At 64.6% G+C, this 13054-nt stretch carries 14 protein-coding genes; 5 read left to right on the forward strand and 9 right to left on the reverse strand.

Annotated features, from left to right (window positions below):
* Window positions 1-72: 72 nt before the first annotated feature.
* The 5 genes from FHR21_RS19485 to FHR21_RS19505 all read right to left on the reverse strand — a co-directional run bounded on the left by FHR21_RS19485 (window position 73) and on the right by FHR21_RS19505 (window position 3246).
* A complete protein-coding gene (locus tag FHR21_RS19485; protein WP_054731583.1) occupies window positions 73-723 on the reverse strand; it encodes a response regulator transcription factor in 651 nt (216 codons plus the stop codon).
* Entirely contained in the window at window positions 720-1259 is a 540-nt protein-coding gene (locus FHR21_RS19490; protein ID WP_054731582.1) for an RrF2 family transcriptional regulator, read from the reverse strand. The genes FHR21_RS19485 and FHR21_RS19490 overlap by 4 nt, the downstream gene beginning before the upstream one ends.
* A gap of 98 nt (window positions 1260-1357) precedes the next feature.
* Window positions 1358-1969 (reverse strand): outer membrane protein, encoded by a 612-nt coding sequence (locus tag FHR21_RS19495; protein WP_184101392.1) that lies wholly within the window; start codon window positions 1967-1969, stop codon window positions 1358-1360.
* 75 nt (window positions 1970-2044) lie between these two features.
* Window positions 2045-2467: a hypothetical protein gene (locus FHR21_RS19500; RefSeq protein ID WP_184101394.1), complete on the reverse strand. Its 423-nt coding sequence runs from the start codon at window positions 2465-2467 to the stop codon at window positions 2045-2047.
* Between the two features lie 29 nt (window positions 2468-2496).
* On the reverse strand, window positions 2497-3246 hold the full coding sequence (locus FHR21_RS19505; protein ID WP_184101396.1) for an SDR family NAD(P)-dependent oxidoreductase: 750 nt from the start codon (window positions 3244-3246) through the stop codon (window positions 2497-2499).
* A 98-nt stretch (window positions 3247-3344) separates the two neighbouring features.
* Between FHR21_RS19505 and FHR21_RS19510 the strand changes: the two genes are divergently transcribed.
* Window positions 3345-4238 (forward strand): LysR family transcriptional regulator, encoded by an 894-nt coding sequence (locus FHR21_RS19510; RefSeq protein ID WP_184101398.1) that lies wholly within the window; start codon window positions 3345-3347, stop codon window positions 4236-4238.
* A 142-nt stretch (window positions 4239-4380) separates the two neighbouring features.
* On the opposite strand, the gene FHR21_RS19515 is transcribed toward FHR21_RS19510, so the two are convergent.
* From FHR21_RS19515 to FHR21_RS19530, 4 genes are all read right to left on the reverse strand, one after another.
* Window positions 4381-5295 carry an MBL fold metallo-hydrolase gene (locus FHR21_RS19515; protein ID WP_184101400.1) on the reverse strand — a complete coding sequence of 305 codons (915 nt, stop codon included), beginning with the start codon at window positions 5293-5295 and terminating at the stop codon, window positions 4381-4383.
* Between the two features lie 554 nt (window positions 5296-5849).
* A complete protein-coding gene (locus FHR21_RS19520; protein ID WP_184101402.1) occupies window positions 5850-7040 on the reverse strand; it encodes an IS91 family transposase in 1191 nt (396 codons plus the stop codon).
* 4 nt (window positions 7041-7044) lie between these two features.
* Window positions 7045-7953: a tyrosine-type recombinase/integrase gene (locus tag FHR21_RS19525; RefSeq protein WP_184101404.1), complete on the reverse strand. Its 909-nt coding sequence runs from the start codon at window positions 7951-7953 to the stop codon at window positions 7045-7047.
* A gap of 141 nt (window positions 7954-8094) precedes the next feature.
* Window positions 8095-8985 carry a LysR family transcriptional regulator gene (locus FHR21_RS19530; protein WP_184101406.1) on the reverse strand — a complete coding sequence of 297 codons (891 nt, stop codon included), beginning with the start codon at window positions 8983-8985 and terminating at the stop codon, window positions 8095-8097.
* 225 nt (window positions 8986-9210) lie between these two features.
* Here FHR21_RS19530 and FHR21_RS19535 point away from each other — a divergent pair, with 225 nt between their 5' ends.
* The 4 genes from FHR21_RS19535 to FHR21_RS19550 all read left to right on the forward strand — a co-directional run bounded on the left by FHR21_RS19535 (window position 9211) and on the right by FHR21_RS19550 (window position 12309).
* Complete coding sequence (locus tag FHR21_RS19535) at window positions 9211-9945, forward strand: SDR family NAD(P)-dependent oxidoreductase (RefSeq protein ID WP_184101408.1); 735 nt, start codon at window positions 9211-9213, stop codon at window positions 9943-9945.
* A 50-nt stretch (window positions 9946-9995) separates the two neighbouring features.
* Window positions 9996-10748, forward strand: coding sequence for an SDR family NAD(P)-dependent oxidoreductase (locus tag FHR21_RS19540; protein WP_184101410.1), 753 nt, complete (start codon window positions 9996-9998; stop codon window positions 10746-10748).
* Window positions 10749-10780: 32 nt separating this feature from the next.
* On the forward strand, window positions 10781-11380 hold the full coding sequence (locus FHR21_RS19545) for an NADPH-dependent F420 reductase (protein WP_184101412.1): 600 nt from the start codon (window positions 10781-10783) through the stop codon (window positions 11378-11380).
* Between the two features lie 116 nt (window positions 11381-11496).
* Window positions 11497-12309: an SDR family NAD(P)-dependent oxidoreductase gene (locus FHR21_RS19550; RefSeq protein ID WP_184101414.1), complete on the forward strand. Its 813-nt coding sequence runs from the start codon at window positions 11497-11499 to the stop codon at window positions 12307-12309.
* The last annotated feature ends 745 nt before the right edge of the window (window positions 12310-13054 follow it).

Below are 13054 nucleotides of genomic sequence, written 5' to 3' on the forward strand. Positions count from 1 at the left end.
CTTTCACGCGGCCTCGCTGGCCGATGGGGTCAATGTCGCGCAGCTTGTAAGCCATTATAACCATACCAAAGTCTAGGCCGGGGCCGGTTCGCGCACCTCCGCCGGCAATTTTTCCCACGCGCGGATCAGTTCGCCAACCGAAGCGGCCTGCATTTTACGCATCACATTGCTGCGGTGCAGCTTCACAGTGATCTCGGTTATACCTAGGTCGTAAGCGATCTGCTTGTTCAGCCGCCCCAGTGCGACTTCGCGCATGACCTGACTTTCCCGCGGCGTCAGCGTCGCATAGCGTTCGACCTGTTCATGGACGATTTGCGCATTGGCACGCTCGGCAATGTCGCGTTCGATCCCCGCGGTTACGGCATCGAGCAAGGTCTGATCGCGGACCGGCTTGGTCAGAAAATCGACCGCGCCGGCTTTCATCGCCTGCACCGACATGGGGATGTCGCCGTGCCCGGTCAGGAAGACGATGGGTTTGGAAATACCCGCAGAGGCCAGATGCTGCTGGAGGTCGAGCCCGCTCGCGCCCGGCATTCGTACGTCGAGGACGAGACAGCCCGCGCGATCGAGAAGCGGCGATTCGATGAGGTCGCGGGTCGAGGCGCAGCATTCGGCCTCTATCCCTACCGATAACATCAGCTCGCTGATTGCGGTGCGAACGTCCTCATCGTCGTCGACGACCAGCACGAGCGGCGGCTGTTCCTCGCATGCCGGTCGGATCATCTTTGCCTATCCTCTGCTTGCGACGGGCGCGACCGCCGTCTTGCGAGTCGCGCGTCGAACCAGGCTTTGGTGTCGCCGCCGAACTCGGCGGGGGCCTTGCGCTCGAGCCGGCCGCCAATGTCGGCCAGCGTCTCGCTCGCCAGCGTGTCGCGCATTGCCTTTTCGGCCTTGAGCATGACCGCATGGATCGAGCACACGCCGCGCGTCGCCCACTCGGGCGCGCCGTCCTCGAACAGAGCGCAACGCCCGCGTATGTCTTGACAGTCGAACAAGGGTTTGCGCCCCTCGATCGCATCGACCAGTTCGAGCACGCTGATCGCATGGGCCGGCCGCGCGAGCCGATACCCGCCGCGCACGCCTTCCGCTGCCGTCACGATCCCCGCCTTTTCCAGCTTGGCAAAAATCTTGGCCGCGAAGCTCGACGAAATTCCCTGGAAGAGAGCCAGATCGCGGGCGCTGCGCGGCGCATCGCCCGCATCGATCAGGCCCAGCAGGCAATGCAGCCCATATTCCACGCTTACGGTCATGTGCGCCATAACGCAGAGTATATTTGTCCGCGTTTGGCAAGGCAAGACATTCCTGCCTTGCCTTGCCTTGCCTGCCACATTCAGTTTTCGGATAGGATGAGCGATCCTCAAAAATTCCAGGCGACGCCCGCCAGGACTTGATGCCGATCCCATTTGGTGCCGCCGCTGCCAAGGTCGCTGTAGCGATATTCGACGCGCGCCGAGATATGGTCGGTGACAGCCCGTTCGATGCCGCCGCCAACCGACCAACCGTCGAGATTGTCCTTGCCGCGGCGCGGACCTTCGAGATCGAGGATCTGCACCCTGGTGCGGATATTCTCATAACCGCCGCGCGCATAGACGAGCGTCTTGTCGGTCACGAGGTAACCGGCGCGGACGCCCAGGTCGAAACCATATTCGGGATTGATCGCGGCCGATGCGTCCTTTTGCGCACGCGACAGGTCGTCGTCGAACCCGAAATTGACCGCTCCTTCGGCCGAAAGCACGACCTTGGCGGTTGGCTGGAGATTATAGCCGAAGAAGATGCCGGCGGTCGCCGCATCGCGGCTGTCGTCGATCGTGGCGGTGCCAAGGTCGGTCTCGACCGAGCCGAGCCGATTCTGGCTCCAGCCCGCCTGCGCCCCGACATAGGGGCCCTCGAAGGTCTGGGCCGCCGCGGGCGCCGCCGTGCCGACGGCGATCAACGCGCCGAGCGAGAGGGGGAGAGCAAGATTTTTCAACGCATGTTCCTTTCTGTCGTTTGAAAATTGGGGCGCGCGCGGCTGGGGGGGGGCGGGGCCGCGCGCGCCCCGCAGTCAGGCGCCCTTCCGGGGAGGGAGGAAGGCGCCATCGATGCCGCCCGGCCAGGGCGTCACCGTTTCACCGGCGACCATCCAGGTGCCGGAATCCTTGCGCATCCGAAGCTCGTACATCGCGGGCGGAGCGTCGGAGCTCATGCGGCGATAGAGGATCGCCGTCGCATGATCGCCCTGCTGCTCGACGTGAAGCACCCGATGTTCGGTCGAAAGCGTCGCTTCGCCCGCGTCGCGACGCGACCGGAATTCAGCGATCGAATCGTCGCGAAGAATTCGGGTCACCTCGCCGTCGCTGCCGAGGACCAGGAAAATCTGGTCGGGCGTGTAGAGCCTTTCCATGCCTTCGATGTCATAAGCGCTGCCGACATGGACGACGTCGTGGATCAAGGCGGCGATGGCGGGCTCGACGGGCGGTTGGGTCATGCTTATTTCCTTCGATGTTTGGGGATGAATCAGAGCAGCGCCATGCCGCCGTCGACGCGCAGGTTGATACCGGTCACGAAGCTGCTGGCGTCGGACGCGAGGAACAGTGCAGCGCGCGCGAGTTCCTCCGGCCGGCCGAGCCGCGCGAGCGGGATTGCGCCCGCCATCATTTCGGCAAAAGCGCCACGCTCTTCGGGCGCCACGCCCAGCTTGCCGAGGATCTCGGTTTCGGTTGGCCCGGGACTGAGCATGTTGACGCGGATGCCGCGGTCCTTGAATTCGAGCGCCCAGCTTCGCGCGAACGCCCCGATCGCCGCCTTGGTCCCGGCATAGACGGCGTGTCCGTCGAGCACCTTGTCGCTCGCGAGCGAACCGACAAGGATGATCGAGGCTCGCTCCTGCAGGTGCGGCGCGATCGCTTGGACCCCAAAGAAAGTGCCGCGGGCATTGATTCCGAACTGGGTGTCATATTCGGCTTCGCGCACCTCGCCCGATGGCGTGATCGTGTTGACTCCGGCGTTCGCCATATAGATGTCCGCACCGCCGAAACGCTCGCGAATAAGGTCCGCGACCGCGCGGTGGTGCGCCGGGTCGGCGACGTCGCCGCAGATCGCTACCGCAGCAGGGCCGATCGACCGGACTGCCTCGTCGAGTGCGGCCTGGCGCCGCCCGGTGATCACCACTTGCGCGCCCTGCTCGGCAAAGAGTTTCGCGCTCGCGAAACCAATGCCGCTGTTGCCGCCGGTAACTACGGCGACCTTTCCCTTCAAACTGTCCATAATTCACCTCTGTGGTTGAAGACGGCGATGGATTTGGCTTTTCTAGTTCGGAAAATTAGACTGGAGACAGGCACATCATTTTTGCTAAAAACTATCGAATGACCGCTGGCCTCGAACCGACGACCGGACTTCATGCCTTCGTGCGCGCCGTCGAGACGGGTTCGTTCAGCGCCGCGGCGCGTCTTGCCGGGACCACCCCCTCCGCGGTTTCTAAGAGCGTCGAACGGCTCGAACGACGCCTCGGCGTCAAACTTTTCCTCCGGTCCACCCGTTCGCTGACGCTGACTGTCGACGGGACCGCCTATTACGAGCGCATCGCCCCGCTGCTGCGTGCCCTCGACGAAGCCGGCGACGCCTTGAAGGGGGCTGAACGCGCGCAGGGGGTGCTGCGCGCCAGCATTCCCGGCGTGCTCGGTCCCGCGTTGATGGAAGCGCTCACCCGGGAATTCGTCCCGCGCTATCCCGAGATCAAGCTTGAGATCAGTATCACCGATCGCCATGTCGACCTGATCCGCGAAGGCTATGACGTGGCGTTGCGTGTCGGCGAAATGGGGAATGTCGACTGGATGGTGCGACGTCTTGCGACCCTGCCGCTCATCCTCGTCGCGGCGCCTCAATGGCTCGAACGCGTTGCCCATCCCGCGACGCGCGAAGCGCTCGCGCAATTGCCGCATATCCGGTATCGGCTTGGGTCGCAGGCCTATCCCATTCGCTTCGCCGACGGGACCGATCTGCTGCCCGAAGGGGCACTCGACACCGATTCGGGTCAGGCGATGCGGATTGCGGCGCTCGGCGGGGTCGGCATTGCGCAGCTGCTTCGGCTGGCGGTGGCGGACGATCTTGCCGCGGGACGCCTCGCCGAGATATTCCCGCACGATCCGCTCGCCTCGGTTCCCGTCCAGGCGCTGCACGCTTTCGGCCGCCTTGCACCGCTGCGCGTCCGATTGTTCACCGATTTTCTTGCAGACAGGCTTGCTGCGCATTCGGCCTGACGGACCATAAGCGTGCAGCGAGACGGGCTCGCACGGATGCCGCATTTCGAATTCCCTGGACTGGAGGGGGCGGTGTTCTGCCGGTTGGGGGCATACCGGCGCGATCGGTCGGTACGCCCCCAGGGGAGCCTTCGGCTGGAGATCAGAAATCCCAGAAGGCAGCGACCCAGCGGAAGGCGTCGCCATCGGCGGCGACGCGGCCCACCGAAGGGAAGGGCAAATGCGTCGCGACGAGATACTCACCGCTCGCGGCCGCTTGCTGCAACAGGCGAACGCGCACGCGCACCGATTCTTCGGGATCATGCTCGAAGCCGTTATGCCAGTCGGGATGGTCGAAACCGACGGGGAAGAGCGCGTCGCCCGCGAAGGTCAGGCGCTCGCCACCCGATGCGACATGGACGACGCAGTGCCCCGGCGTGTGCCCGCCGGTCAGCTTTGCGACCACGCCCGGCGCCACTTCGCACTCCTCGTCGAAGGCCATGATCTTGTCGGCATAGGCATCGATGAACTGCGTAGCGGTCTTGCGCAGAACCTCGGGAACGGGGTTAGGCATCGCCGTCTGGTCGAAGTCGGGGGTCTGCCAGAAGGCGATTTCGGTGGCCGTGACATGGATGCGCACGTCCGGATTCAGACGTCGATTCACGTCCTCGACGAGCAGCCCCCCGACATGATCCATGTGCATATGCGTGATGATGATGTCGGTGACTGATGCCAAGTCGATCCCCGCGGCCTGCAGCCGCTTGGGAAACTGGCCGGCGCGTGGGAAACCGGGGAACTGGCCGCCGAGGCCCGCATCGACCAAGATGGTCTTGTCGCCGCTGCGCAGCACGAGGACATTGAGAGCCCAGTCGAACATGTCGGGTCCGACGAACATATCCTTGAACCATTCGGCGCGGACCGCGGGGTCCACATTGGTGGCCATCGTTTCGGTGGGCAGCGGCAGCACGCCGTCGCTGACAACAAGCACATCGATGTCGCCGATCCGCAGCGCATAGCGCGACGGAACCAGCTCTTCGAAGCCCGAGGTGTCGGGCGTTGCAATAGTGTCGGGTTTCATGTCTCGATCCTCCTGAAAGCCGTGCAATCACGACGTTCAGCAAGCTAGGTGGCGGTCGGCTCCTGGTCGATTGGATCGAGGCATTGGTTGGGGCATACCTTCGGACAGGGACGATTGCCGGCATCGATAGCCGCAAAGCTGCTTTCGCTTGCTTTGCGGCGCTGACAAGGACCACGCCCTCTGGAAGCGAACGCTTTGGCCTGTTGCTAAACGTCCGCTATCCTCGTTTGCACGCTAAAAGCAGTCAGTCCGAATCGTTGAGAGTTTCAGACGCCGCCAGGCGTCGGAAAGTCTTCGGTGCCCGAACCGCGGTGGTCATGGGCTGAGCTATGGGGAAAGCTGTTTTGCGCAGGTCATGGTGCTGGACGTTGCTGCCCAAAATCGGACGTATCTGAGATCGGACCGTCTGAATTTAGATCGCAAAAGCGGACGTGCAAAAGCGGACGGGCCGATTTTGACAGTGCGGCGTCTGCTTTTGGGCAGCGTCGGCGCGAGCGGGTTCGCTTCCAGGCGCGGGTGTGCGCTGGATCGTGTCGGTGCCAGGTCGTGCCGGGTCACGGCGCAGGTGTCCCGGATGAGACCGCCGGCTGGGGCGGCGCGCGAGGCTGATTGCGGCGCTCGAAGACCTCGATGATGATCATCGTGCCGCCGCAGCACGGACAGGTCGGCCGGGGCTCTGCATCATCGGTCGGTTCGTCGGCCGGTGGCGGCGCGACGTTGAGCAGGCGGCGCGCGCGTTCGAGATGATCCTTGCGGCGTGCGCTGGCGAGCAGGCCATAGTGACGGATGCGGTGGAACCCGCGCGGCAGGGCGTGAAGTAGAAAGCGGCGGATGAACTCGTCGGCGGCGAGGGTCATGACCTGCTGCCGTCCGGCACCGGCCTTGCGATAATCCCTGTAGCGGAAGGTGACCCCGGCCTCGTCGAACCGGAGGAGGCGGCTGTTCGATATGGCGACCCGGTGGGTGTAGCGCGCGAGGTAAGCGAGCACCACCTCGGGCCCGGCGAACGGCGGCTTGGCATAGACGACCCAGCGCTTCTTGCGGACCGGCGAGAGGTGCCGCAGGAAAGCGCGCCGTTCGGCGAGATGCGTGAGGCTGCCAAAGAAAGCGAGCTTGCCGTCATCGTGCAGCGCGCGCAGCCGGGTCAGGAACAGGCGTCGGAACAGGGCACCAAGGACGCGGACCGGGAGCAGGAAGGCGGGGCGCGCGGATATCCAGCGCGTTCCATCGCGCGATAGGCCGCCGCCGGGCACGATCATGTGGATATGCGGATGATGGGTGAGCGCCGAGCCCCATGTGTGGAGGACGGCGGTGATACCGATCCGGGCGCCGAGGTGCTTCGGGTCGGCGGCGATGGTGAGCATCGTATCGGCGGCGGCCTTGAACAGCAGATCATAGACCAGCGCCTTGTTGTAATAGGCGATCGCGGTAACCTCGGCAGGCAGCGTGAACACGACGTGGAAATAGCCGACCGGGAGGAGATCAGCCTCGCGGGCTTCGAGCCAGCTGCGCGCGGCGGCGCCCTGGCACCTGGGGCAGTGCCGGTTGCGGCAGCTGTTATAGGCGATCCGCCAGTGCCCGCAGTCGGTACAGGCCTCGACATGACCGCCGAGCGCGGCGGTGCGGCAATGCTCGATCGCCGACATGATCTTGAGCTGATGCAGGCTGAGGTGCCCGGCATGGGCCATGCGATAGGCAGGCCCCGCGGCACGGAAGATGTCGGCGACCTCGAGAGAGGCGCGCATCGCTTCAGCCGTCAGACGCCTCTTCGTCCGGCGCGACCAGCGCGAGCCGGTCGAGCGGGCTGGTCACCGCGCGCATCGTCTTCGTTGTGACCTTCGTGTAAAAGGCGGTGGTGTTGAGTGCGGAATGACCGAGCAACACCTGGATGACGCGGATATCGACGCCATCCTCGAGCAAGTGCGTGGCGAAGCTGTGGCGCAGGGTGTGCGGTCCGACACGCTTGTCGATATCCGCGGCCTCGGCTGCCTCGACGACGATCCGATAGAGCTGGCGCGTGCTGATCGGCGCCGAAGCGCTCTGGCCCGGGAAGAGCCAGCCATCGGGAACGAGGATGCCTTGTTGCCGTCCGGCACGCCACCAGTCGCGCAGCAACAGGAGCAGGCCTTCGGGCAGCATCGCGTTGCGGTAGCGGCCGCCTTTACCGCGCTCGATCCGCAACAGCATGCGCTTGCTGTCGATATCGGTCACCTTCAGCGCAGACACCTCGGCGACACGCAGTCCGGCACCATAGGCGACCGACAGCGCCGCCTGGTGCTTGAGGCAGCGGGTCGCATCGAGCAGCCGCTTCACCTCGGCCATGGTCAGTACGACGGGGATCTTGCGAACCTGCCTGGTGCGGACCAGCTTGCGCGCGAGGTCGGGGCGGTCGAGCGTATGCGTGAACAAGAACCGCAGCGCCGAGACGATGCTGTTCATCGTCGGCGCCGGTACGCCCGCCTCGTGCTGCTCGAACTGGAACTGCCGGATATCCTCGGCGGTCGCGGTATGGGGCGAGCGCCCCAGCCAGGTCGCGAACCGCCCGACGTCGCGCAGATAGTTACGCTGCGTCTCGCGCGAAAACCGGCGCATGGCCATGTCGTCGATCAGCCGCTGGCGCAGTGGGCTGATCGGGCCAATCTGGATAAGCTCATTCATCGTTCGACTCCTCAGTTGAAGGAGTCGAAAAGCTCTGCCTATGGCAGACGACGTTCAATCAGCCGCGGCGCTCGCTGGGCCGCTTTCCATCGCTGCTAAAGCCAATCCGCGATAGCGGTTCGTGCACCGGCCCACTGCGCATCAGTCGCGCGACAGCCCTGCGAGAAGCGGAGCATAGGCGGCGAGCCTGCGGGATACGAACTCCGTGAACAGTCGCACGCGCTTTGTCTTGCGTGTCTCCCCCTGTGTAAGAGTCCAGAGCGTTCCGTACATGTGCAGGTCGGTGCCCGGCACCCTCACCAGCAGGGGGTCGGCATCTCCGACGAAGCACGGCAGTGTCGTGATCCCGAGCCCTTGGCGTACGGCCGCAATCTCCGCCGCGGCGTCCGTGACCCTGAATGGAACCCCGGTGATACGAACCTCGCCTTCGTTGGCCCAATCCGGAATGCCGTGCATGCTGATGACGATCCACCGGAGGGGATCGGGCGTGCCTGCGCGCCATGCGGCCAGTCGATCGCGGGAGATGTAGACGCCGCCGAACAGCTCCGGCCCCTTCAGACCGTGAAGATTGAGCGGCAGGGTTTTGCGGTCGTAGACGACGCGGAGCGCGACGTCGGCCTCGCGGTTGGTCAGATTTGCCAGTTCGCCGGACGACAGGATTTCCATCTCGATTTCCGGATGGAGGCGCGCGAAATCGGCAAGGTCCGGCATGAGCAGATGACTCGCAAGGATCGGTGTCAACGTCACCCGCAACAGTCCGCGCACGCTCTGGTCGCGCCCGAACACGCGCGTCTCCAGCTGGAGCGACGAGGTTTCCATCTGGGCGGCGAGCTCGAGCACTTCCTCGCCCGCCGCCGTCAGACGGTAGCCCGAAGGCAGCTTTTCGAACATCTGCACCCCGAGGCGTTCCTCGAGCTGGGCGATGCGTCGCAGCACGGTGGAGTGGTTCACCCCGAGGCGCCCAGCCGCTGACCGCACCGAGCCTCCGCGCGCGATGGCGAGAAAGTAGCGAACGTCATCCCAGTCGATCATGGTGCATTCCCGCGCCGTCAGCCGCATCTTCCAAAACCTGCCCTAACATACTGAGCAATGGAATGCGCGCTTATCGCGGCGTTCAGCCGTCCGGCTGGATCGTTTTCGCACCACCGATGTGCGGGATTTCCTACTCACCGCCGGACTTCGGCAGCCCCATCTTCGGGGTCTCGGCGGACCTCCCTTCCGCCACAACCCGAGACGGCGAAACAAGGACTGCATACTATGACCAGATTGAATGGAAAGACCGCCGTCATCACCGGCGGCGCTACCGGCATCGGCCTCGCCGCTGCAAAGCGCTTCATCGAGGAAGGCGCCTTTGTCTTCATCTTCGGCCGCCGACAGGATGCGCTCGACGCGGCCTTGGCAGAGCTTGGGCTCAATGCCCGGGCGGTGAAGGGCTCGGTTTCCGATGAGGCCGACCTCGACCGACTTTACGCAGCGGTGAAAGCCGAGCGCGGAAGCCTGGACATCATCTTCGCCAATGCCGGCGGGGGAAGCCAGCTCAAGCTTGGCGAGATCACCGCCGCGCACATCGACGAGACTTTCAACATCAATGTGAAGGGTACGATCTTCACGGTCCAGAAGGCGTTGCCGCTGATGGGCGAGGGCGGTTCGATCGTCCTGACCGGATCGAGCGCCGGCACGACGGGCGCTCCGGGATTTTCTGCCTACAGCGCAAGCAAGGCCGCCGTGCGCAATCTCGCGCGGACCTGGGCGGAGGAGCTGAAGGGCACCGGCATCCGGGTGAACGTGCTGTCGCCGGGGCCGACGGCGACCGAACTGGCCACGGCAGCGCTCGGCGAGGAGGGTCAGAAGGCTTACGGCTCGATGACCGCGCTCCAGCGCATGGGCGATCCGGCGGAGATCGGGGCGGCGGCTGCCTTTCTCGCGTCATCGGACAGCAGCTTCATGACCGCCAGCGAACTCGCCGTCGACGGTGGGCTGGCACAACTCTGACCCCGTCGTGGTCCCATGCCTGGGCCCCACGCAACGAAGGATGAAGGACTATGAAAAAGCTGGAAGATAAGGTCGCCGTCATAACGGGCGGCAGCAGCGGGATCGGGTTGGCCACGGCCAAGCGCTTCGTGGAAGAAGGCGCGCATGTCGTGATCACCGGGCGAAGAGAGAAAGAGTTGGAGGCGGCCGCAACCTTCATCGGAGGAAACATTACGGCGGTCGTAGGCGACGTATCGCGCTTGGAAGATCTGGATAGGCTCTACGCGACCGTGCAAGAGAAGTATGGGCACATCGACATTCTCTTCGCGAACGCGGGCGCTGGGACGATCGCGCCGCTCGCGGCGGCTACCGAGGCCCATTTTGACCAGACCTTCGACGTAAACGTGAAGGGGTTGTTCTTCACGGTGCAGAAGGCCCTTCCCCTTTTCAAGGACGGCGGTTCGATTGTCCTGAATTCTTCGGTCTCGAACGTGTTGGGGCTGCCAGGGTTCAGCGCCTACGCCGCCAGTAAGGCGGCTGTGCGAAACTTCGCGCGTGCCTGGACGCTGGAGCTGAAAGACCGCGGAATTCGGGTGAATGCCATGAGCCCCGGACCGATCGAAACGCCTGCCCTGGAGACAACGACGGGCCTTACGCCTGAGCAAGCCGAGCAAGCGGCCGCCCAATTCGCTTCGCAGATCCCTATGGGTCGCAGAGGCAAGCCAGAGGAAATCGCGGCGGCCGTCACCTTCCTCGCCTCCGATGAAAGTTCCTACGTCACCGGTGTGGATCTCGCCGTCGATGGAGGCATGGCGCAAGTCTGACCCCTGGCATCACACAAGATCGGAGAAATATTATGACCTATGCAATCATCGGCTTCGGCGAGATCGGCCAGACCCTGGCCAGGGCATTTGCCCGACGCGGTATTGACATATCCGTCGCGACCACGCGCGACCCGGAGAGCTTTGCATCCGCTGCGGCGGCGATCGGACCCGGGATCACTCCCAAAACGCTCGCGGAAGCCGCCGAGGCGGACATCATCTTCCTGGCTGTCCGGTTCCAGTCGCATTCGGATGTCGCGAAGGTGCTGCCCAGCTGGCAGGGGAAGATTATCGTCGATGTGACCAACGCCTACGGCGTTCCTGATGAGGAGCTGGGCGGACAGCCTTCCGCCAAGGTGGTTGGCGAGGCCTTCGCCGGCGGCAGGCTGGTCAAGGGCTTCAACCATCTGGTCGCTGCCGTCCTCGACCAGGACCCGGTGGCACATGGGGGCAGGCGAGTCGTTTTCCTGACGAGCGATGACGAGGCTGCTGCCGAGGAAATCGGGGCGCTTGCGGATCAGCTAGGTTTCGCGCCGATCAACCTTGGCGGGCTTTCGGAAGGTGGCCTGCTTGTGCAGGCGCAAGGGAATAGCTGGGGCCGCCTGATCTTCAAGGATCTGGTCCAGTTCGACTGACAAAAACGGGCTCCGGCGGGGCATGGCGCACGCGATCGGATCGAGCGCGGTCCGATCGCGTCGAAATGGAAAAATCCCATGTCAAACCGGACGACCAGTAAGCGAGAGAGAACAGCATGATCATCGATCTGACCGGCCGTAAGGCCATCGTTACCGGTTCCACCGCCGGCATCGGCCGCGCCACAGCGGAAGGACTGGCACGCGCGGGCGCCGCGGTCGTCGTCAATGGCCGCACCAACGCCCGGGTCGAGGAGGCCGTGCGACAGATTCGCCGGACAGTGCCCAAGGCCGACATCACCGGCGTCGCCGCGGACATGGCGACGGCCGAAGGCGTAGCGGCGCTGATCGCCGCGGCGCCTGACGCCGACATCCTCGTCAACAACGTCGGGTCCGCTCACATCCGCGAGTATCACGGCGTCGACGACATCGCCGCCATTCCCGACGAGGACTGGCTGGGCCTGTTTCAGCTCAACGTCATGAGCGGGGTACGCGCGACGCGGCACTATCTGCCCCGGATGGCAGGCCAGGGCTGGGGCCGCGTCGTGTTCGTCAGCAGCGAATCGGCGGTCAACATCCCCAAGGAGATGCTGGATTACGGCATGACCAAGACCGCGCAGCTCGCGGTATCGCGCGGGTTCGCGGAGGCCGTGGCGGGCACCGGCGTGACGGTCAACGCAGTCTTGCCCGGTCCGACCCGGTCCGAAATCCTCGGTGACTTTATGGCGAAACAGGCGGAGGCGCAGGCCATCACTCAGGATGAAGCCGAACAAGGCTTCCTCGCGGCGATGCGCCCGACCAGCCTGCTCGGCCGCTTCGCGATAACCGACGAGGTCGCCAACATGATCGTCTATGCTTGTTCCGAACAGGCATCGGCGACGAGCGGCGCGGCTTTGCGGGTCGAGGGCGGTGTGGTGCGCTTCGTCGGCTGATCGACCCGGCACGACACCGCGGCGACAAAATTTCACAACACAACAAACGTCCGCTCTCGCCAAGAGGCGACGTTTGTTCGTCGTCCGGACAGAGCCTTGAATTTGTCTTTCGACGAAGTGGGCTGTGCTGAAACCATGTCGCTTTCGAACATCCACTTTTGCGATTGCCCCAACAAGGAGCGGCCGGTCGGGAGACGGCCAGCCTTGCGCATAAACGGACAACCACCTGTTCAATGTGGAGTTTTCCACTTTGGGTAGAAGCTGCGATGCGTGATGAGTCGCAGGAACGGCGACTGTGTCCCAGTGCTCGTTACATTAGGTTGCTCGAACACGGCTTGGCGTCTGAACGGATTGCCTGGCGCATCGACACCGGCGACCGCGCGAGGTCGAGGAGGCTCGCGGTTGGTGCCGCATCCTTCCCGATGTCGGGCGTGCCGATGTTCGGCGGGCGACTGATCCGGGCCGTGCGGGCGCCTCGCGCCTGCGGCGCGACCGCGCTCAGCTTCGCTTGGCCCCCCTTCGGCGCCACGCGAAGGCGGGCCGCACTGCGCGTGTCCCGCCCCGTCCGGGCTATGATCGCTGGCGCGGGGCCGGCGCTGCGCTCCGGCGTGTCGTCGCCGCGCTGAACGCGCGGCGGCGTCGTTTCGGGGCCTTCCCTCCGTCGCGCGGGTGAGCGGCGCGCCCTTCTGGGCGCGGCCCGGCGTCCCGCAAGCCGGCCCTTCGGGACCGGCTCCTCCACTGTCGT

It is taken from the genome of Sphingopyxis panaciterrulae, assembly GCF_014199295.1.
In the GTDB taxonomy this organism is placed as follows: domain Bacteria; phylum Pseudomonadota; class Alphaproteobacteria; order Sphingomonadales; family Sphingomonadaceae; genus Sphingopyxis; species Sphingopyxis panaciterrulae.

Excerpts from the sequence above, each read along its gene's own strand:
- FHR21_RS19485 (WP_054731583.1), bottom strand. The coding sequence starts at position 723 with ATGATCCGACCGGCATGCGAGGAACAGCCGCCGCTCGTGCTGGTCGTC.
- FHR21_RS19490 (WP_054731582.1), bottom strand. The coding sequence starts at position 1,259 with ATGGCGCACATGACCGTAAGCGTGGAATATGGGCTGCATTGCCTGCTG.
- FHR21_RS19500 (WP_184101394.1), bottom strand. The coding sequence starts at position 2,467 with ATGACCCAACCGCCCGTCGAGCCCGCCATCGCCGCCTTGATCCACGAC.
- FHR21_RS19505 (WP_184101396.1), bottom strand. The coding sequence starts at position 3,246 with ATGGACAGTTTGAAGGGAAAGGTCGCCGTAGTTACCGGCGGCAACAGC.
- FHR21_RS19510 (WP_184101398.1), top strand. The coding sequence starts at position 3,345 with ATGACCGCTGGCCTCGAACCGACGACCGGACTTCATGCCTTCGTGCGC.
- FHR21_RS19515 (WP_184101400.1), bottom strand. The coding sequence starts at position 5,295 with ATGAAACCCGACACTATTGCAACGCCCGACACCTCGGGCTTCGAAGAG.
- FHR21_RS19520 (WP_184101402.1), bottom strand. The coding sequence starts at position 7,040 with ATGCGCGCCTCTCTCGAGGTCGCCGACATCTTCCGTGCCGCGGGGCCT.
- FHR21_RS19525 (WP_184101404.1), bottom strand. The coding sequence starts at position 7,953 with ATGAATGAGCTTATCCAGATTGGCCCGATCAGCCCACTGCGCCAGCGG.
- FHR21_RS19530 (WP_184101406.1), bottom strand. The coding sequence starts at position 8,985 with ATGATCGACTGGGATGACGTTCGCTACTTTCTCGCCATCGCGCGCGGA.
- FHR21_RS19535 (WP_184101408.1), top strand. The coding sequence starts at position 9,211 with ATGACCAGATTGAATGGAAAGACCGCCGTCATCACCGGCGGCGCTACC.
- FHR21_RS19540 (WP_184101410.1), top strand. The coding sequence starts at position 9,996 with ATGAAAAAGCTGGAAGATAAGGTCGCCGTCATAACGGGCGGCAGCAGC.
- FHR21_RS19545 (WP_184101412.1), top strand. The coding sequence starts at position 10,781 with ATGACCTATGCAATCATCGGCTTCGGCGAGATCGGCCAGACCCTGGCC.
- FHR21_RS19550 (WP_184101414.1), top strand. The coding sequence starts at position 11,497 with ATGATCATCGATCTGACCGGCCGTAAGGCCATCGTTACCGGTTCCACC.